This window comes from Mesorhizobium sp. CA4 (genome assembly GCF_020165075.1).
Lineage (GTDB): Bacteria > Pseudomonadota > Alphaproteobacteria > Rhizobiales > Rhizobiaceae > Mesorhizobium.
The window spans coordinates 13,191-28,521 of the sequence record NZ_JAIUHK010000011.1; the positions used below are offsets into that span (position 1 = coordinate 13,191).

9 protein-coding genes are annotated in these 15,331 nt (G+C 65.2%); 4 read left to right on the top strand and 5 right to left on the bottom strand.

The genetic code is table 11. The features are described 5' to 3' along the window. Positions 1 to 109: 109 nt before the first annotated feature. Positions 110 to 1,717 carry a murein biosynthesis integral membrane protein MurJ gene (gene murJ / locus LB528_RS11355; RefSeq protein WP_224714927.1) on the bottom strand — a complete coding sequence of 536 codons (1,608 nt, stop codon included), beginning with the start codon at positions 1,715 to 1,717 and terminating at the stop codon, positions 110 to 112. Positions 1,718 to 1,757: 40 nt separating this feature from the next. Then, positions 1,758 to 4,559: a [protein-PII] uridylyltransferase gene (locus LB528_RS11360; protein WP_224714928.1), complete on the bottom strand. Its 2,802-nt coding sequence runs from the start codon at positions 4,557 to 4,559 to the stop codon at positions 1,758 to 1,760. Between the two features lie 185 nt (positions 4,560 to 4,744). On the opposite strand from LB528_RS11360, the gene LB528_RS11365 reads away from it, so the two are divergent. From LB528_RS11365 to LB528_RS11375, 3 genes are all read left to right on the top strand, one after another. After that, entirely contained in the window at positions 4,745 to 7,249 is a 2,505-nt protein-coding gene (locus tag LB528_RS11365) for a heavy metal translocating P-type ATPase (RefSeq protein WP_224714929.1), read from the top strand. Positions 7,250 to 7,292: 43 nt separating this feature from the next. Then, complete coding sequence (locus tag LB528_RS11370; RefSeq protein WP_224714930.1) at positions 7,293 to 7,682, top strand: DUF305 domain-containing protein; 390 nt, start codon at positions 7,293 to 7,295, stop codon at positions 7,680 to 7,682. Positions 7,683 to 7,875: 193 nt separating this feature from the next. Then, a complete protein-coding gene (locus LB528_RS11375) occupies positions 7,876 to 8,721 on the top strand; it encodes an aldo/keto reductase (RefSeq protein ID WP_224714931.1) in 846 nt (281 codons plus the stop codon). Here the strand turns inward: LB528_RS11375 and LB528_RS11380 are convergent. The 3 genes from LB528_RS11380 to mutS form a co-directional block, all read right to left on the bottom strand. Then, positions 8,718 to 9,287: a TetR/AcrR family transcriptional regulator gene (locus tag LB528_RS11380; protein ID WP_224714932.1), complete on the bottom strand. Its 570-nt coding sequence runs from the start codon at positions 9,285 to 9,287 to the stop codon at positions 8,718 to 8,720. The genes LB528_RS11375 and LB528_RS11380 overlap by 4 nt on opposite strands. A gap of 66 nt (positions 9,288 to 9,353) precedes the next feature. Beyond that, a complete protein-coding gene (locus LB528_RS11385; protein ID WP_224714933.1) occupies positions 9,354 to 9,818 on the bottom strand; it encodes a DUF1348 family protein in 465 nt (154 codons plus the stop codon). A 77-nt stretch (positions 9,819 to 9,895) separates the two neighbouring features. Then, on the bottom strand, positions 9,896 to 12,625 hold the full coding sequence (gene mutS, locus LB528_RS11390) for a DNA mismatch repair protein MutS (protein WP_411962147.1): 2,730 nt from the start codon (positions 12,623 to 12,625) through the stop codon (positions 9,896 to 9,898). Between the two features lie 423 nt (positions 12,626 to 13,048). Here mutS and LB528_RS11395 point away from each other — a divergent pair, with 423 nt between their 5' ends. Next, entirely contained in the window at positions 13,049 to 15,328 is a 2,280-nt protein-coding gene (locus LB528_RS11395; protein WP_224714935.1) for an NADP-dependent malic enzyme, read from the top strand. Positions 15,329 to 15,331 lie beyond the last annotated feature (3 nt).

Here is a 15,331-nt window from a genome sequence, read left to right on the forward strand (position 1 = left end):
AGCCAATCACGCGGCTGGAAACCGCGCGCGGCGAAAGTCTTGCGACGGCGCGCTTATGGACGAAGGGCGCGAGGGGATCAAGACCGGTGTTGCTGCAAGCCAGCTCGAGTTATTCGTCCAGGCCAGTATTCGATTCCCGCGGCGCAGATTTCCCCGAGCCCCGTTTCACGTTCCTGCGGATCATGCCGAAGTCGGCGCCGCCGGTGCCGAAGGCGGCGATGAAGTAAAGCGCGGCGCCTCCGCCAACCAGCCCAAGCACCGTTGTCGCCTTCACCACCAGCGGCGAGCCGGGTCCGAGCCGTGCGGCGAAGTAGTGCTCGGCGAAGTAAAGCGCCACGGCCATAATTACGGCGGAGAGCACCAGCCGCGGAATGCGCTTCAAGAGCGGGACGTCGCGGCCCCAATGGCCGCGCCTGATCAGCATGGCGAGCAGCATCAGTGCGTTGACCCATCCCGCGACGGCCGAAGCCACCGCGATGCCAGGCGCGCCCATCGACGGGAACAGGGTGAGCGCCGTGGCGACATTCACGCCGACCGAGATGGCGGCGAAGATCATCGGCGTGCGCGTATCCTCGCGCGCGAAATAGCCTGGCGTGAAGGCCTTGATCAGCACGAAGGCCGGCAGGCCGAGGCCGAAGATCGCCAGGATCGAGGCAACGATCGGCGTAGAATGGTTGGCGGCGAAGGCACCGCGCTCATAGACCAGCCGCACGATAGGCTCGGACATCACCCAGAGCGCCGCCGCCGCCGGCAAGGTCATGAACAAGGTGAACTCGACCGAGCGGTTCTGCAGATTGGCCGCCTCGACCAGATTTCCCGATTTCAGCGCCCGCGACAGTTCCGGCAACAGCACGATGGCGACGGCCACGCCGACGACGCCGAGCGGCAGCTGGTAGATGCGATCGGCATAGGCGAGCGAGGACACGGCGCTGTTCTGCGCCGAAGCGATCGCCGTGCCGATCAGCTGGTTGATCTGGGTGATGCCGCCGGTGATCGCCGCCGGCAGCGCCAGGATCAGCAGCCGCTTGACGTTGGGCGTCATCTTCGGCCGACGGAAGCCGATCGAGATGCCGGCATGGCGCACCGCGATCCAGACGATCGCCAACTGCACGATGCCCGCCGCCAACACGCCCCACGACAGGCCGAAGCCGACATCATGCGCGTCGAGCCCATGATACCAGGCATAGGCGAGCACGCTGATCAGGATGATGTTGAGGCAGGCGGGCGCGATCGCCGCCGCGAAATAGCGGCGCAGCGAGTTCAGCATGCCCGCCATCATGGCGCCGAGCGACATGCAGATCAGGTACGGGAACATGATCGTCGCAAGCCGTACGGTCGTCTCGAACTTGCCCGGAATGTCGGCAAAGCCCGGCGCCACCAGGTAGCGCACGATCAGCGGCATCGCGAGTTCCATCGCGATCGTCAGCGCCAAAAGCGCCGAGAACAGCACGCCGAACACTTCCTCCGAAAAGCGCTTGGCGCCATCGGTGCCGTGCTGCTCGATCTCCTTGGCGAAGAGCGGCACGAAAGCGGCGTTGAAGGCGCCTTCGGCGAACAGCCGGCGGAAGGTGTTGGGAAACTGGAAGGCCGCGTTGAAGGCATCGGCGACCGGCCCGGTGCCGAGTGCCGCCGCCATCAGCATCTCACGGCCAAAGCCCAGCGCGCGGCTCATCAGCGTGCCGGACGCGACGGTGGCGAATTTCTTGACGAGGCTCATGCTGGGAATGACTGCCAGAAAAATTGCGTCAAATGGATGGTCACTCGGCCGCCGCCTTGGCCTTGCCGTTGCGTTCCGACGAACTGCCTTCCAGCGTATCGATCAGCCGCTTGTGGATGGCGGCGGTCCGCGTCGGACTGTCGATCTTTTGTCCGGTCAGGTCGGTGACGTAGAACGTATCGATGACCTTCTCGCCGAAAGTGGTGATATGCGCCGAGGCGATGTCGAGCGAAAGGTCGGAGATCGTTCCGGTGATCTCGGACAAAAGCCCCGGCCGGTCCAGACCCTCGACCTCGATCACCGAGAAGCGGTTCGACAGCGTGTTCCGGATCTCGGCGCGCGGCGGAATCCGGAAAGCCTTGGCGCCGCGCTTCGGCTTGGTCCGCTTCTCGATCATCTCGGGCAGCCAGCTCTTGCCTGACAGCACGTCCTCGATCAGCCGGCCGACGCGCTCGGCGCGGCGGCGCTCGTCCTCGTCGCGGTCGAACTCGCGGGAGATCAGGATACTGTCCAGCGCGCGGCCGTCCGAGGTGGTGAAGATCTGCGCGTCGACGATGTTGCCGCCCGCCGCGGCGCAAGCTCCCGCGATGATCGACAGCAGGCGCGGATGGTCCGGCGCCAGTACGGTGATCTCCGTCACCGCCTCGAACTCATGCGTCTTGACCATGGTGGCGAGCTTCTTGCCTGCCCCATCCGCCTCGCGGATGAATTCGGCATGGCGCAGCTGGTCGGGCAGGTCGACGGTCAGCAGATAGTTCTCGTAATGCTGGGCGACATAGCGCTTGCGCTCCTTCGCCGGCCAGGCGGACAGCGCCTCAGCCAACCGCTCGCGCGCCGCCGCCGTGCGCTCGGCGCGCGACACTTCGGAAAAACCGCCGGTCAGAAGCAGCTCGGTCTCGAAATAAAGCGTGCGCAGCAGCTGGCCTTTCCAGCCATTCCACACGCCGGGCCCAACACCGCGTATGTCGCAGACCGTGAGGATCAAAAGCAGCTTCAGCCGCTCGACCGACTGCACGATCGAGGCGAAATCCTCGATCGTCTTGCGGTCGTTGAGGTCGCGCGTTTGCGCGGTCATCGACATCACCAGGTGGTTCTCGACCAGCCAGGCGACGGTCTCGGTGTCGGCCGCCGACAGCCCCATATGCGGGCAGATGCGCCGGGCAATCCTGGCGCCGGCTTCCGAATGGTCTTCCGGCCTGCCCTTTGCGATGTCGTGCAAAAGCACGGCAACATAGAGCGCCTCGCGGCTCTTCTTCAGTCCCGGCATCAGCGTATGCGACAGCGGATGCACCTTGGCGCCGTCGCCGCGCTCGATCTCGGCCAGCACGCCGATGCAGCGGATCAGATGCTCGTCCACCGTGTAGTGATGGTACATCGAGAACTGCATCATGGCGACGATCTTGCCGAAGTCGGGGATCAGCCGGCCGAGCAGTCCCGCTTCGTTCATGCGCCGCAGATTGAGTTCGGCGTTGCGGTCCGAGGTCAATATGTCGAGGAACAGCCGGTTGGCTTCCTCGTCGCGCCGGAGCGACTTGTTGACCAGGCCCAGCGAACGGGTGAGCAGCTTCAGCGCATCGGGATGGAACTCCAATCCGTGCTTGTCGGCGAACCAGAACAGCCTGAGCAGGTTCACTGGGTCGCGCTCGAACACGCTGTCGTCGGCGACGTTGATGCGGTGATTGTCGACGATGAAGTCGGACGTGCCGGCAAGTTTGCGCTTGCGCCGCTGGAAGGTGAGGAAGATGCGGTTGAAGCCCGGCACATGCTTGGCCTGCTCTTCCTCGAGCGCGGCGCAGAAGATGCGGGTGAGGTCGCCGACATCCTTGGCGACCAGGAAATAGTGCTTCATGAAGCGCTCGACTGCGGACAGGCCGGGATGCGTCGTATAGCCCAGCCCCTCGGCGATCTCGCGCTGGATGTCGAAATGCAGCCGCTCTTCCGCCTTGCCGGTGAGGAAATGCATGTGGCAGCGCACCGCCCACAGGAAATCCTCGGCCTTCTGGAACTCGCGATATTCGGCCTGGGTGAAAACGCCTTTCTCGACCAGTTCCTCGCCGGTGCGCACGCGGTAGAAATATTTGCCGATCCAGAACAGCGTCTGCAGGTCGCGCAACCCGCCCTTGCCGTCCTTGACGTTGGGCTCGACCAGATAGCGGCTTTCGCCGGCCTTGGCGTGGCGCTCGTCGCGCTCGGCAAGCTTGGCCTGAACATATTCCGGCCCGGTCGTGCGAACCACCTCATGGTCGAAGCGGGTCAGCAACTCGTCATAGAGCTTGCGTTCGCCCCACAGGAAACGCGCTTCCAGGATCGACGTGCGGATGGTGATGTCGCTGCGCGACAGCCTCAGGCACTCGTCGATGTTGCGGGTGGCGTGGCCGACTTTCAGGCCCATGTCCCACAGCATGTAGAGCATGTATTCGACGATCTGCTCGCCCCATGGGGTCTGCTTGTAGGGCAGCAGGAAAAGCAGGTCGATGTCGGAGCCCGGCGCCAGCGTGCCGCGGCCATAGCCGCCGACGGCCACGACCGCCATGCGCTCGGCCGCGGACCGGTTCTTGACGCGGTAGATATGGGTGGCTGCGAAATCATAGAGCGCCCGGATCAGATCATCCATCAGATGCGAGAGCCGCTCGGCGCAGGCATTGCCGCCGCCATCCTGCTTGAGCATGGCCTCGGCGATCTTTCGCCCTTCGGCCATCCTGGCCTTGAGCAACTGGAGGACGGCCGTGCGAACAGCCGGGCCTGAACCGTCGCCGGCGCTCGCCGCCGTCAGCGCGGTCAAGTCGCGGCGTAGCGCGTCGCCATCGATGATTTCGTCGAGTTTCAAGGAGATCTTTGCCATTCGGCGGCGTCTATAGCCTGTTTTCGCGGCGCTGTGTATGGGCCTGCGGCCACGATTGCCATCGCGCGGCGAGGCGTACCGCAATCGCCCCGGCCGATTTTCGCAAAAGTCGAAACCGCCCCTTGACCTTCCAGTTACTGGAAGGACTACCTCCGCCTCAATTCGAGAATTCGGAGGCATTGCTGATGACCCATTCCGACCATCACCACCATCATGCGCATGGCGACGCCTGCTGCTCCGCGAAGAACACCGCGCCCGTCGGCGAGCCGGTGATTCGCGATCCTGTCTGCGGCATGACGGTCGATCCGGCCGCCGGCAAGCCGACGGCCGAGCATGGCGGCCGGACCTCTCATTTCTGCAGCGAGCGCTGCCGCACGAAATTCCAGGCCGAGCCTGAGAGCTACCTGACGGCCACGGACCCCGTCTGCGGCATGAGCGTCGACCGCGCGAGTGCGAAGCACTTCGTTCGCCATGAAGGGCAGGGCTTCTATTTCTGCTCCGCCGGTTGCAAGGCCAAGTTCGAGGCGGAGCCGGCAAAATATCTCGCCGGCCGGCCCGAGCCGCAGCCGATGCCGAGGGGCACGCAGTACACCTGTCCGATGCATCCCGAGATCATCCGCGACAAGCCAGGTTCCTGCCCGATCTGCGGCATGGCGCTTGAGCCGATAGGCGTGCCGACAGGCGATGAAGGCCCTAACCCCGAGCTCGTCGATTTCACGCGCCGCTTCTGGGTCAGCGCGGTGCTCTCGGTGCCTCTCCTGATCGTCGCCATGGCGCCGATGCTGGGCTTCAGCTTCGAAACCCTCATCGACGGTCACACCAAGACCGGGATAGAGTTGGCGCTGGCGAGCCCGGTGGTGCTGTGGGCGGCGTTTCCGTTCTTTCATCGCGGCTGGGAATCGATCCTCAACCGCAGCCCGAATATGTGGACGCTGATTTCCTTGGGCGTCGGCGCTGCCTATCTCTTCAGCCTCGTCGCGACATTGTTCCCGGACGTCTTCCCGCATCAGTTCCGCGGCCATGACGGTGCGGTCCCGGTCTATTTCGAGGCCGCTGCCGTCATCGTCGCGCTGGTCTTCCTTGGACAGGTGCTGGAGCTGCGCGCCCGCGAGCGCACCGGCTCGGCTATCCGCGCCCTGCTCGACCTTGCGCCGAAGACGGCCCGGCTGATCGGCGCCGAAGGCTCCGAGAAGGACGTGCCGCTCGACAGCGTCAAGTCGGGTGACCGCTTGCGCGTCCGCCCCGGCGATGCGGTACCGGTCGACGGCATCGTGCTGGAGGGCCGCTCGGCGATCGACGAATCCATGATCACCGGCGAACCGCTGCCGGTCGAAAAGACGGAAGGCGACACACTCACCGGCGGCACGCTGAACAAGAACGGCTCGCTGGTCATGCGGGCGGAGAAGGTCGGCGCGGAAACCACGCTGTCGCGCATCGTCGAGCTGGTCGCCAAGGCGCAGCGCTCGCGGGCGCCGATCCAGGGGCTGGCCGACCGCGTGTCCTTCTATTTCGTCCCGGTCGTCGTGCTGGTGGCGATCCTGGCCTTCATCGCCTGGTCGATCTTCGGCCCCGAACCGAGCCTGATCTTCGCCGTCGTCTCGGCGGTGTCGGTGCTGATCATCGCCTGTCCCTGTGCGCTTGGCCTCGCCACCCCGATGTCGATCATGACGGCGACAGGGCGCGGCGCGCATGCCGGCGTGCTGATCAAGGAAGCCGCGGCGCTCGAGCGCTTCGCCGCCGTCGACACGCTGATCGTCGACAAGACCGGCACGCTGACGGAGGGCAAGCCGCGGCTGACCGACGTCGTTGCGGCCGACGGCATCGATGAGAACGAGCTGCTGGGCCTCGCCGCCGCGCTTGAAAAGGGCTCGGAGCATCCGCTGGCCGAGGCGATCGTCGAGGGGGCCGCCGCGCGCGGCTTGAAGCTGGCCGATGCCGTCGGTTTCGAAGCCGTCACCGGCAAGGGCGTTTCTGGCATGGTGTCGGGCCGGAAGGTCGCGCTCGGCAATGCAGCGATGATGGCTGATCTCGGCGTCCAAACGCCGGCGGCCGATGCCGAGGCGCTGCAGGCCGACGGCAAGACGGCCATGTTCGTGGCCGTCGGCGGCAGCTTCGCCGGCATCGTCGCTGTCGCCGATCCCGTAAAGGCAACGACGGCCGAGGCGATCAAGGCGCTGCACGACAAGGGCCTGAAGATCATCATGGCCACTGGCGACAACGAGCGCACGGCAAAAGCGATCGCCGGCAGGCTCGGCATCGACGAGGTCCGCGCCGGGTTGCTGCCAGATGAGAAGGGCGGGCTGATCGAGGAACTGCGTGCCAAGCGCGCTGTCGTCGCCATGGCCGGTGACGGCGTCAACGACGCGCCGGCGCTGGCCGCCGCCGATGTCGGCATCGCCATGGGGACCGGCGCCGACGTCGCCGTCGAAAGCGCCGGCATCACGCTGGTCAAGGGCGACTTGAACGGCATCGTCAGGGCGCGCACGCTCGCCCAGGCGACGATCCGCAACATCCGCCAGAACCTGTTCTTCGCCTTCCTCTACAACGTGCTCGGCGTGCCGGTCGCGGCCGGCGTGCTCTATCCGCTCACCGGCACATTGCTGTCGCCGATGATCGCCGCGGCGGCAATGAGCCTGTCGTCGGTGTCGGTCATCGCCAATGCCTTGCGGCTGAGAACGTTGAAACTCTGAGCAAAACCCCCAGATACGAACCCCAACCACAAGGAGAGCTTGAATGACCCTGGCCAAGAAAATCGTGCTGCTGCTGATGGCCGCCGGAATGCTGCTTGCCGTCTTCCTGGAAAGCGTGCCGGCCTCGTCGGAGGAGATGAAGCACGACATGTCCAAGATGGCGATGGGCGCCCAGAGCCCGGCCACCGTCGGCTACGAGAAGGCGATGAAGAAGATGCACAAGGACATGGCGATCAAATACACCGGCAATGCCGATGTCGACTTCGTCCGCGGCATGATCCCGCATCATCAGGGCGCGATCGACATGGCCAAGGTGGTGATCGCCAATGGCAAGGATCCCGAAATTCGCAAGCTCGCCGAAGGCGTGGTCAAGGCGCAGGAAGCCGAGATCAAGGAGATGCAGGACTGGCTCGCCAAGCACCCGGCGAACTAGAGCAATTCCAGGAAAAGTGTGTAGCGGTTTTCCGTCTGGAAATTGCGAAGAAACAAATACTTAGAGCGGTTCGGCGATTCCGCGAAACGCTGAACCGCTCTAACCCACTCCGGGAAATCCAGGCAGCCAGGCGGCTTTGGTCTGGATTTCCGATTTTGGCTGTGCTGCGATCCGGCCCTACGCGGAGAAAGCCATGCCGTCAACAGTCAGAACCCTCAAGCTGCCGTCCGGCGAAGCCGTTCCGGTGCTGGGCCAAGGCACTTGGAAGATGGGTGAGGACCGGCGCCGCCGCGCCGACGAGGTCGCGGCGCTGAAGCTCGGGCTCGACCTTGGCATCACGCTGATCGACACCGCCGAAATGTATGCCAGCGGCGGCGCCGAGGAAGTGGTGGCGGAGGCCATCGCGGGGCGCCGCGACGAGACCTTCCTGGTCTCCAAGGTTTTGCCCTCCAACGCCTCGCGAGCCGGCGTGAAGCGCGCCTGCGAGGCCAGCCTGAAGCGCCTCGCCACCGATCGTATCGATCTCTATCTGCTGCACTGGCCGGGCAACGTGCCGCTGTCCGAAACCGTGGAGGCGTTCGAGGCGCTGAAGGCTGAAGGCAAGATCCGCCACTGGGGCGTCAGCAATTTCGACATGGACGAGATGGAGAATCTTGTCAGTCTGCCGTCCGGCGGCAATGTCCAGGCCAACCAGGTGCTTTACAACCTGTCGCGGCGCGGGCTCGAATTCGACCTTGCGCCGTGGAGCCGGCGGCGCCGCATACCGCTGATGGCCTATTCGCCGGTGGAGCAGGGCGCGCTGGCCCGCAATGCGCGGCTCGAGGCGGTCGCCGCCCGACACAACGCCACGGCCGCGCAGATCGCGCTTGCCTGGATAATGATGCAGGACGGCGTCATCGCAATCCCGAAGGCCGGTCGCCAGGAGCATGTCCGCCAGAACGCCGCCGCGCTCGACATCGCTCTGACGGCGGAAGATCTTGCCGAGCTCGACCGCGCCTTCCCGCCGCCGACGCGCAAGCGCGGCCTGGAAATGATCTAGCCGCTTACCGGGACGCCCAGCCGCTTGCGGATCCTTCGCAACGCGCGGGAAAACAGATCGGTTTCGGCCGCGGCGCGGGCAAGCGTGAGTGCGCCCTGAATGGCGGCGACGGCTTCCTCGGCCAGTTCGCTGGCTTCGTCCGGTTGCTGCCCGGATCGCGCCAGCGCATCGGCCAGATGCGTGACCCAGCGGCCGAAATAGTCGCTTATCTGGCCGGCGAAGAGGTCGCGCGATTCATCAAGCGCGAAGGCGCCGATAAGACAGACGCGCCGCCCGGAGCGGAAATAGCTGTCCGTCGCCGCGAGCATCTGCTCGATCCCGGCCGACGGATCGGCGCCGTCGCGCAGCGGCGCGAACACATTGTCCTCGAACCAGCCGTCGATATGGGCAATGACGGCTCTCGCCATCTCCTCCTTGCCGCCGGGAAAGAAGTGGTAGAGGCTCCCCTTGCCGAGCCCCGTCGCCTCGCCGATCGAGGCCAGGCTGGCGCCCTCATATCCGTGCTCGCGGAAGACTTCGGCCACGATCGCCAGCAACTGGTCGCGGTCCGGAGCGATGCGTCGCATGCTTAGCGTTCTTGTTTGAACATGATCTTTTCCAAAAAACCGCTACACACTTTTTGGGATCATGCTCTAAAGCCCGAGTTCCGAAAGGCCGGGATGATCATCCGGTCGGCGGCCGAGCGGCCAATGATATTTCCGCTCGCTTTCGGCAATCGGCAGGTCGTTGATGCTTGCCACGCGCCGGCGCATCAGCCCGGCGTCGTCAAATTCCCAGTTCTCGTTGCCGTAGGAGCGGAACCAGTGGCCGCTGTCGTCACGCCATTCATAGGCGAAGCGCACCGCGATGCGGTTGCGGTTCCAGGTCCAGACCTCCTTGATCAGACGATAATCCAGCTCGCGCGCCCATTTGCGCCTGAGGAAGCCGACGATCTCGGCGCGGCCTGCGATGAATTCGGCCCGGTTGCGCCAACTGCTGTCCTCGGTATAGGCGAGCGAAACCCGTTCGGGGTCGCGGCTGTTCCAGGCATCCTCCGCAAGGCGCACCTTTTGCGCCGCCGTCTCGGCCGTGAAGGGCGGCAATGGCGGACGGCTCATGAGATCTCCTGTCGGTTCCGATGTCGATAACCGACATTGTACCGATCGGTACAATGAGTCAACGGCCACGCCTGGTTCTACTGCTTCGTTGCTAACCCCTTCAGCCGGTATAGCGCCTCCAGCGCCTCGCGCGGCGTCATCTCGTCGGGGTTGATCGCGCCGAGCGCGTCGCCCAGCGCATCGCTCTTGACCGGCTTTGGCGCTTCCCGCTTCACCGCCACCGAAAACAGCGGCAAGTCGTCGACGAGCCGGTTGGTCTTGCCCGAAACCTCGCCTTCCTCAAGCTGATGCAGAACTTCCTTGGCGCGGGCGACGACCTCCTCGGGCAGTCCGGCGAGCCGTGCCACCTGCACGCCGTAGGAGCGGTCGGCGGCACCCTTGCCGACCTCGTGCAGGAAGACGACGTCGCCTTCCCATTCCTTCACCCGCATGGTGACGTTGTGAAGCCGCGGGAGCTTGCCGGCCAGCGCCGTCATCTCATGGAAATGCGTGGCAAAGATTGCCCGGCAGCGGTTCTTCTCATGCAGATATTCGACCGCCGCCCAGGCGATCGACAACCCGTCGAAAGTTGCCGTGCCGCGGCCGATCTCGTCGAGGATCACCAGCGCCCGCTCGCCGGCCTGATTGAGGATCGCCGCCGTCTCGACCATCTCGACCATGAAGGTCGAGCGGCCCCGCGCCAGGTCGTCCGAGGCGCCGACGCGCGAGAACAGCCGGTCGACCACGCCGATATGGGCGCTTTGCGCCGGCACGAAGGAGCCGGTCTGGGCGAGGAGGGCAATCAGCGCGTTCTGCCTGAGGAATGTCGACTTACCGCCCATATTCGGGCCGGTGAGCAGCCAGATCGCGCCGGCCTTGGCGCCGCCTTGGGGCGACAGGTCGCAATCATTGGCGACGAACGGGCCGTCGCCGGAACGCCTGAGCGCCTGTTCGACCACCGGGTGGCGCCCGCCGGCAATTTCGAAGGCGAGGCTGGAGTCCACCAGCGGCCGGCACCAGCCCTCGCTTTCGGAAAGCAATGCCAGGGCAGACGAAACATCCAGAACCGCCAGCGCGTCCGCACCGGCGCGGATTGGTTCGGCCTCGCCCACCACCTCCGCCGTCAGCCGGTCGAAGGCGGCGAGCTCGATGCTCAGCGCCCGGTTAGCGGCGTTGGCGATCTTCGATTCCAGCTCCGCCAGTTCGGTCGTGGTGAAACGCATGGCGTTGGCCATGGTCTGGCGATGGATGAAGCGCGCCTTGGCGGCGTCGCTGCCGGTCATGATCGAATGATGGTTGGCCGTAACCTCGATATAATAGCCCAGCACATTGTTGTGCCGGATTTTTAGCGAGCGGATGCCGGTTTCCTCGATCAGCGAGCGCTCCAGCCCGGCGATCACTTTTCGCGATTCGTCGCGCAATGCCCGCATCTCGTCGAGCTCGGCATTGTAGCTCGACCGCACGAAGCCGCCGTCGCGTCTGATCAGCGGCAGCTCGTCGTCGAGCGCTTCGCTGAGGTGGCGGGCAAGCGCCGCGGGCAAGGCGTGAATCGCGGCCAGTGCCGCGGCGAGTTCGGCGGGCAGATCGGCCGCCGCGAACAATTCGGCGATTGCGGCGGCCGCCTCGAAGCCGGCGCGCAGCGCGCCCAGATCGCGCGGTCCGCCGCGGTTGAGCGCCAGCCGGGACAGCGCGCGCGGCATGTCGGCGACGCTTTTGAGGCTCGCCCGCAGGTCCTGGCAAAGCCGCGTCTCGGAGCGGAAGAACGACACCGAATCCAGCCTGGCCGCGATTGCCATCGGGTCGGTCAGCGGCGCCATCAGTCGGTCGGCGAGCAGTCGCGCGCCGCCGCCCGTGACGGTGCGGTCGATAGCCTTGAACAGCGAGCCGTCGCGGCTGCCGGACAGCGTGCGCAGCAGTTCCAGATTGGCGCGGGTCGCCGGATCGATGAACAGCGTCGAGCCCTGCTCCTCGCGCTCGGGGCGCGACAGCGGCGGGCGTTCGGCTTTTTGCGTCTTTTCGACGTAAGCAATGGCACCGGAAATCGCCGATAGTTCCGCGCGTGAGAAGGTGCCGAAACTGTCGGGCGTCGCAACCTGGAAGAAGCGCGCGATGCGACTTGTGGCCGAAGCCGAATCGAACAGCGAAGGCGGCTGCGGGTTGGCGACCCGGCCCAGCACGTCGAAGACCGGCCGGAGCTCCGGATCATGGAAAACCGGCTCTGCGACGATCAATTCGCGCGGGTCGACGCGGAAGATGTCGGCAAGCAGCCGCTCGGCGCTCGTCTCGGCAACGCGGAAGGCGCCGGTCGAAATGTCGATCCAGGCCAGCGCAAAGCCGGCCTGGCTGGTCGCGCCTCCCTTCACGCGGCCGAGCGCCATCAGGAAGCTCGATTCCGAGGGCGCGAGCAGCTTGTCCTCGGTGATCGTGCCCGGCGTGACCAGCCGCACCACATCGCGCCGCACCACCGATTTGGAGCCGCGTTTCTTGGCTTCGGCCGGGTCCTCGATCTGCTCGCAGACGGCAACGCGAAAACCTTGCGCGATCAGCTTCTGCAGATAATCGTCCGCCGCATGCACCGGCACGCCGCACATCGGGATGTCGTTGCCCTGGTGCTTGCCGCGCTTGGTCAAAACGATGCCGAGCGCCTGGCTCGCCTTCTCCGCATCGTCGAAGAACAGCTCGTAGAAATCGCCCATGCGGTAGAACAGCAGCGAATCCGGGTTCGCCGCCTTGATCTCGATAAATTGCTCCATCATCGGCGTAACGCCGGCCGTGGCGGGCGCAGGCGTCGTCGTCTCCTGGGCGTCGTTATCTGTCGGCATGTGCATGTTCATGCCAAAACGCTAGCAGATGTGGCGGCCCGGTTTAATGCCGGCGGCGCGAAAAGCAGGGGAAGACTGGCGGCGACCTGACGTGACGGAGCCCGGTTGCGCCGGGGCCGGTCGAGCACGCCATGGTTCCCTTGTGGTAAAGGCGGCGGGGATTTTGGCGGATCGCGACCAGCAGGAGACCTTCGACGAGATGGTCGGCCCGGTCGACCGGCGAGCGCCTCTGGCTTGAGAAGTGGCCGTTCTCCGGCACGGAGGGCTTTGATGCGGTGGGCCGCCGTGCGGGAAATTGCCGCGCTCGTCAGCAAGCCGGACCGGGCCTGACCGCTTGGCCGTTTACAGCGCTGCCGTGTAGCCTTAATCCGAAGACATAAACATGCACCTGCCTCAAGGGTGCGCGAAGGCGAGGAAACCAAAAGCATCATGGCCAGGAAAACCGAAAGCAGCGGCCCCTCCGTCAGCCCCGAGGAGGCGCTGGAATTCCACGCCATGGGACGGCCCGGCAAGCTGGAGATCGTCGCGACCAAGCCGATGGCGACGCAGCGCGATCTGAGCCTCGCCTATTCGCCGGGCGTCGCCGTTCCGGTGCGCGCCATCGCCGAGGATCCGAGCCGCGCTTTCGACTATACGACGCGCGGCAACATGGTCGCCGTCATCTCCAACGGCACCGCCATTCTCGGTCTCGGCAATCTCGGCGCTCTGGCCTCCAAGCCGGTGATGGAAGGCAAGGCGGTGCTGTTCAAGCGCTTCGCCGATGTCGATTCGATCGACCTCGAAGTGGCGACCGAGGATGCCGAAGAGTTCATCAATTGCGTGCGCTTCCTCGGCCCTTCCTTCGGCGGCATCAATCTTGAGGACATCAAGGCGCCGGAGTGCTTCATCATCGAGCAGCGGCTGCGAGAGCTGATGGACATTCCCGTCTTCCATGACGACCAGCACGGCACCGCAATCATCTCGGCCGCCGGACTGATCAACGCGCTGGAGATCACCGGCCGCGACATGAAGACCACAAAGATGGTCTGCAACGGCGCGGGCGCCGCCGGCATCGCCTGTATCGAACTGATGAAGGCGATGGGCTTTCCGCCCGAAAACGTCATCCTGTGCGATACCAAGGGCGTGGTCTACCAGGGCCGCACCGAGGGTATGAACCAGTGGAAGTCGGCGCATGCGGTCAAGACCGATCTGCGCAGCCTCGCCGAAGCGCTGGACGGCGCCGACGTCTTCCTTGGTTTGTCCGCCAAGGGCATGCTGACGCCAGCCATGGTGCAATCCATGGCGAAAAATCCGATCATCTTCGCCATGGCCAATCCAGATCCCGAGATCACGCCGGAGGAAGTGGCCGAGATCCGCACCGACGCCATCATGGCCACCGGCCGCTCGGATTATCCGAACCAGGTCAACAATGTGCTGGGCTTCCCTTATATCTTCCGCGGCGCGCTGGATGTGCGCGCCACCACCATCAATGACGAGATGAAGATCGCGGCCGCCAGGGCGCTGGCCGAGCTGGCGCGCCAGGACGTGCCTGACGATGTCGCCGCCGCCTATCAGGGCAACCGGCCGAAATTCGGCCCCAACTACATCATCCCGGTGCCGTTCGATCCGCGCCTGATCTCGGCGATCCCGCTGGCGGTGGCCAAGGCCGCGATGGAATCCGGCGTCGCCCGCAAGCCGATCCTCGATCTCGACCGCTACGCGCAGGAACTGTCCGCCCGCCGCGACCCGATCGCTTCCACCCTGCAGCGCATTTATGACCGCGTGCGTCGCCAGCCCAAGCGCATCGTCTTTGCCGAGGGCGAGGAGGAACAGGTGATGCGCGCCGCCGTCTCCTATGTGAACCAGAGGCTCGGCACGGCGATCCTGCTCGGCCGGGACGACGTCATCAAGGACAATGCTCGCAACGCCGGCATCGACCTCAACAAGCCGGGCCTCGAGATCATCAATGCCAGGCTGTCGCGCCGCAACGGCATCTACACCGACTATCTCTACGAGCGCATGCAGCGGAAGGGTTTCCTGTTCCGCGACTGCCAGCGGCTGATCAACAACGACCGCAACCATTTCGCCGCCTGCATGGTGGCGCTGGGCGACGCCGACGGCATCGTCACGGGTGTGACCCGCAACTATTCCACCGCGCTCGACGACGTGCGCCGCATCATCGACGCCAAGCCCGGCCACCGCGTCATCGGCGTGTCGATCGTGCTGGCGCGTGGCAGGACGGTGATGGTCGCCGACACCGCCGTACACGACATGCCGAACGCCGAGCAGATCGCCGACATCGCCGAGGAGGCGGCCGGTTTTGCCCGCCGCATGGGTTACGAGCCAAGGCTCGCCATGCTTGCCTACTCGACCTTCGGCCATCCGCAGGGCGAGCGGTCGGAGCGCGTGCAGGAGGCGGTGCGCATCCTCGACAAGCGCCGCGTCGATTTCGAGTATGACGGCGAGATGGCGGCCGACGTGGCGCTGAACCCGCGCGTCATGGCGCAGTATCCTTTCATTCGCCTGACCGGCCCGGCCAATGTGCTCGTCATGCCCGCCTTCCACTCGGCCTCGATCTCGACCAAGATGCTGCAGGAGCTTGGCGGCTCGACCGTTATCGGTCCGCTGCTAGTGGGATTGAACAAGCCCGTGCAGATCGTGTCGCTCAACGCCAAGGACAGCGATATCGTCAACATGGCGGCGATCGCGTCCTATACGGCGGGGAATTGACGC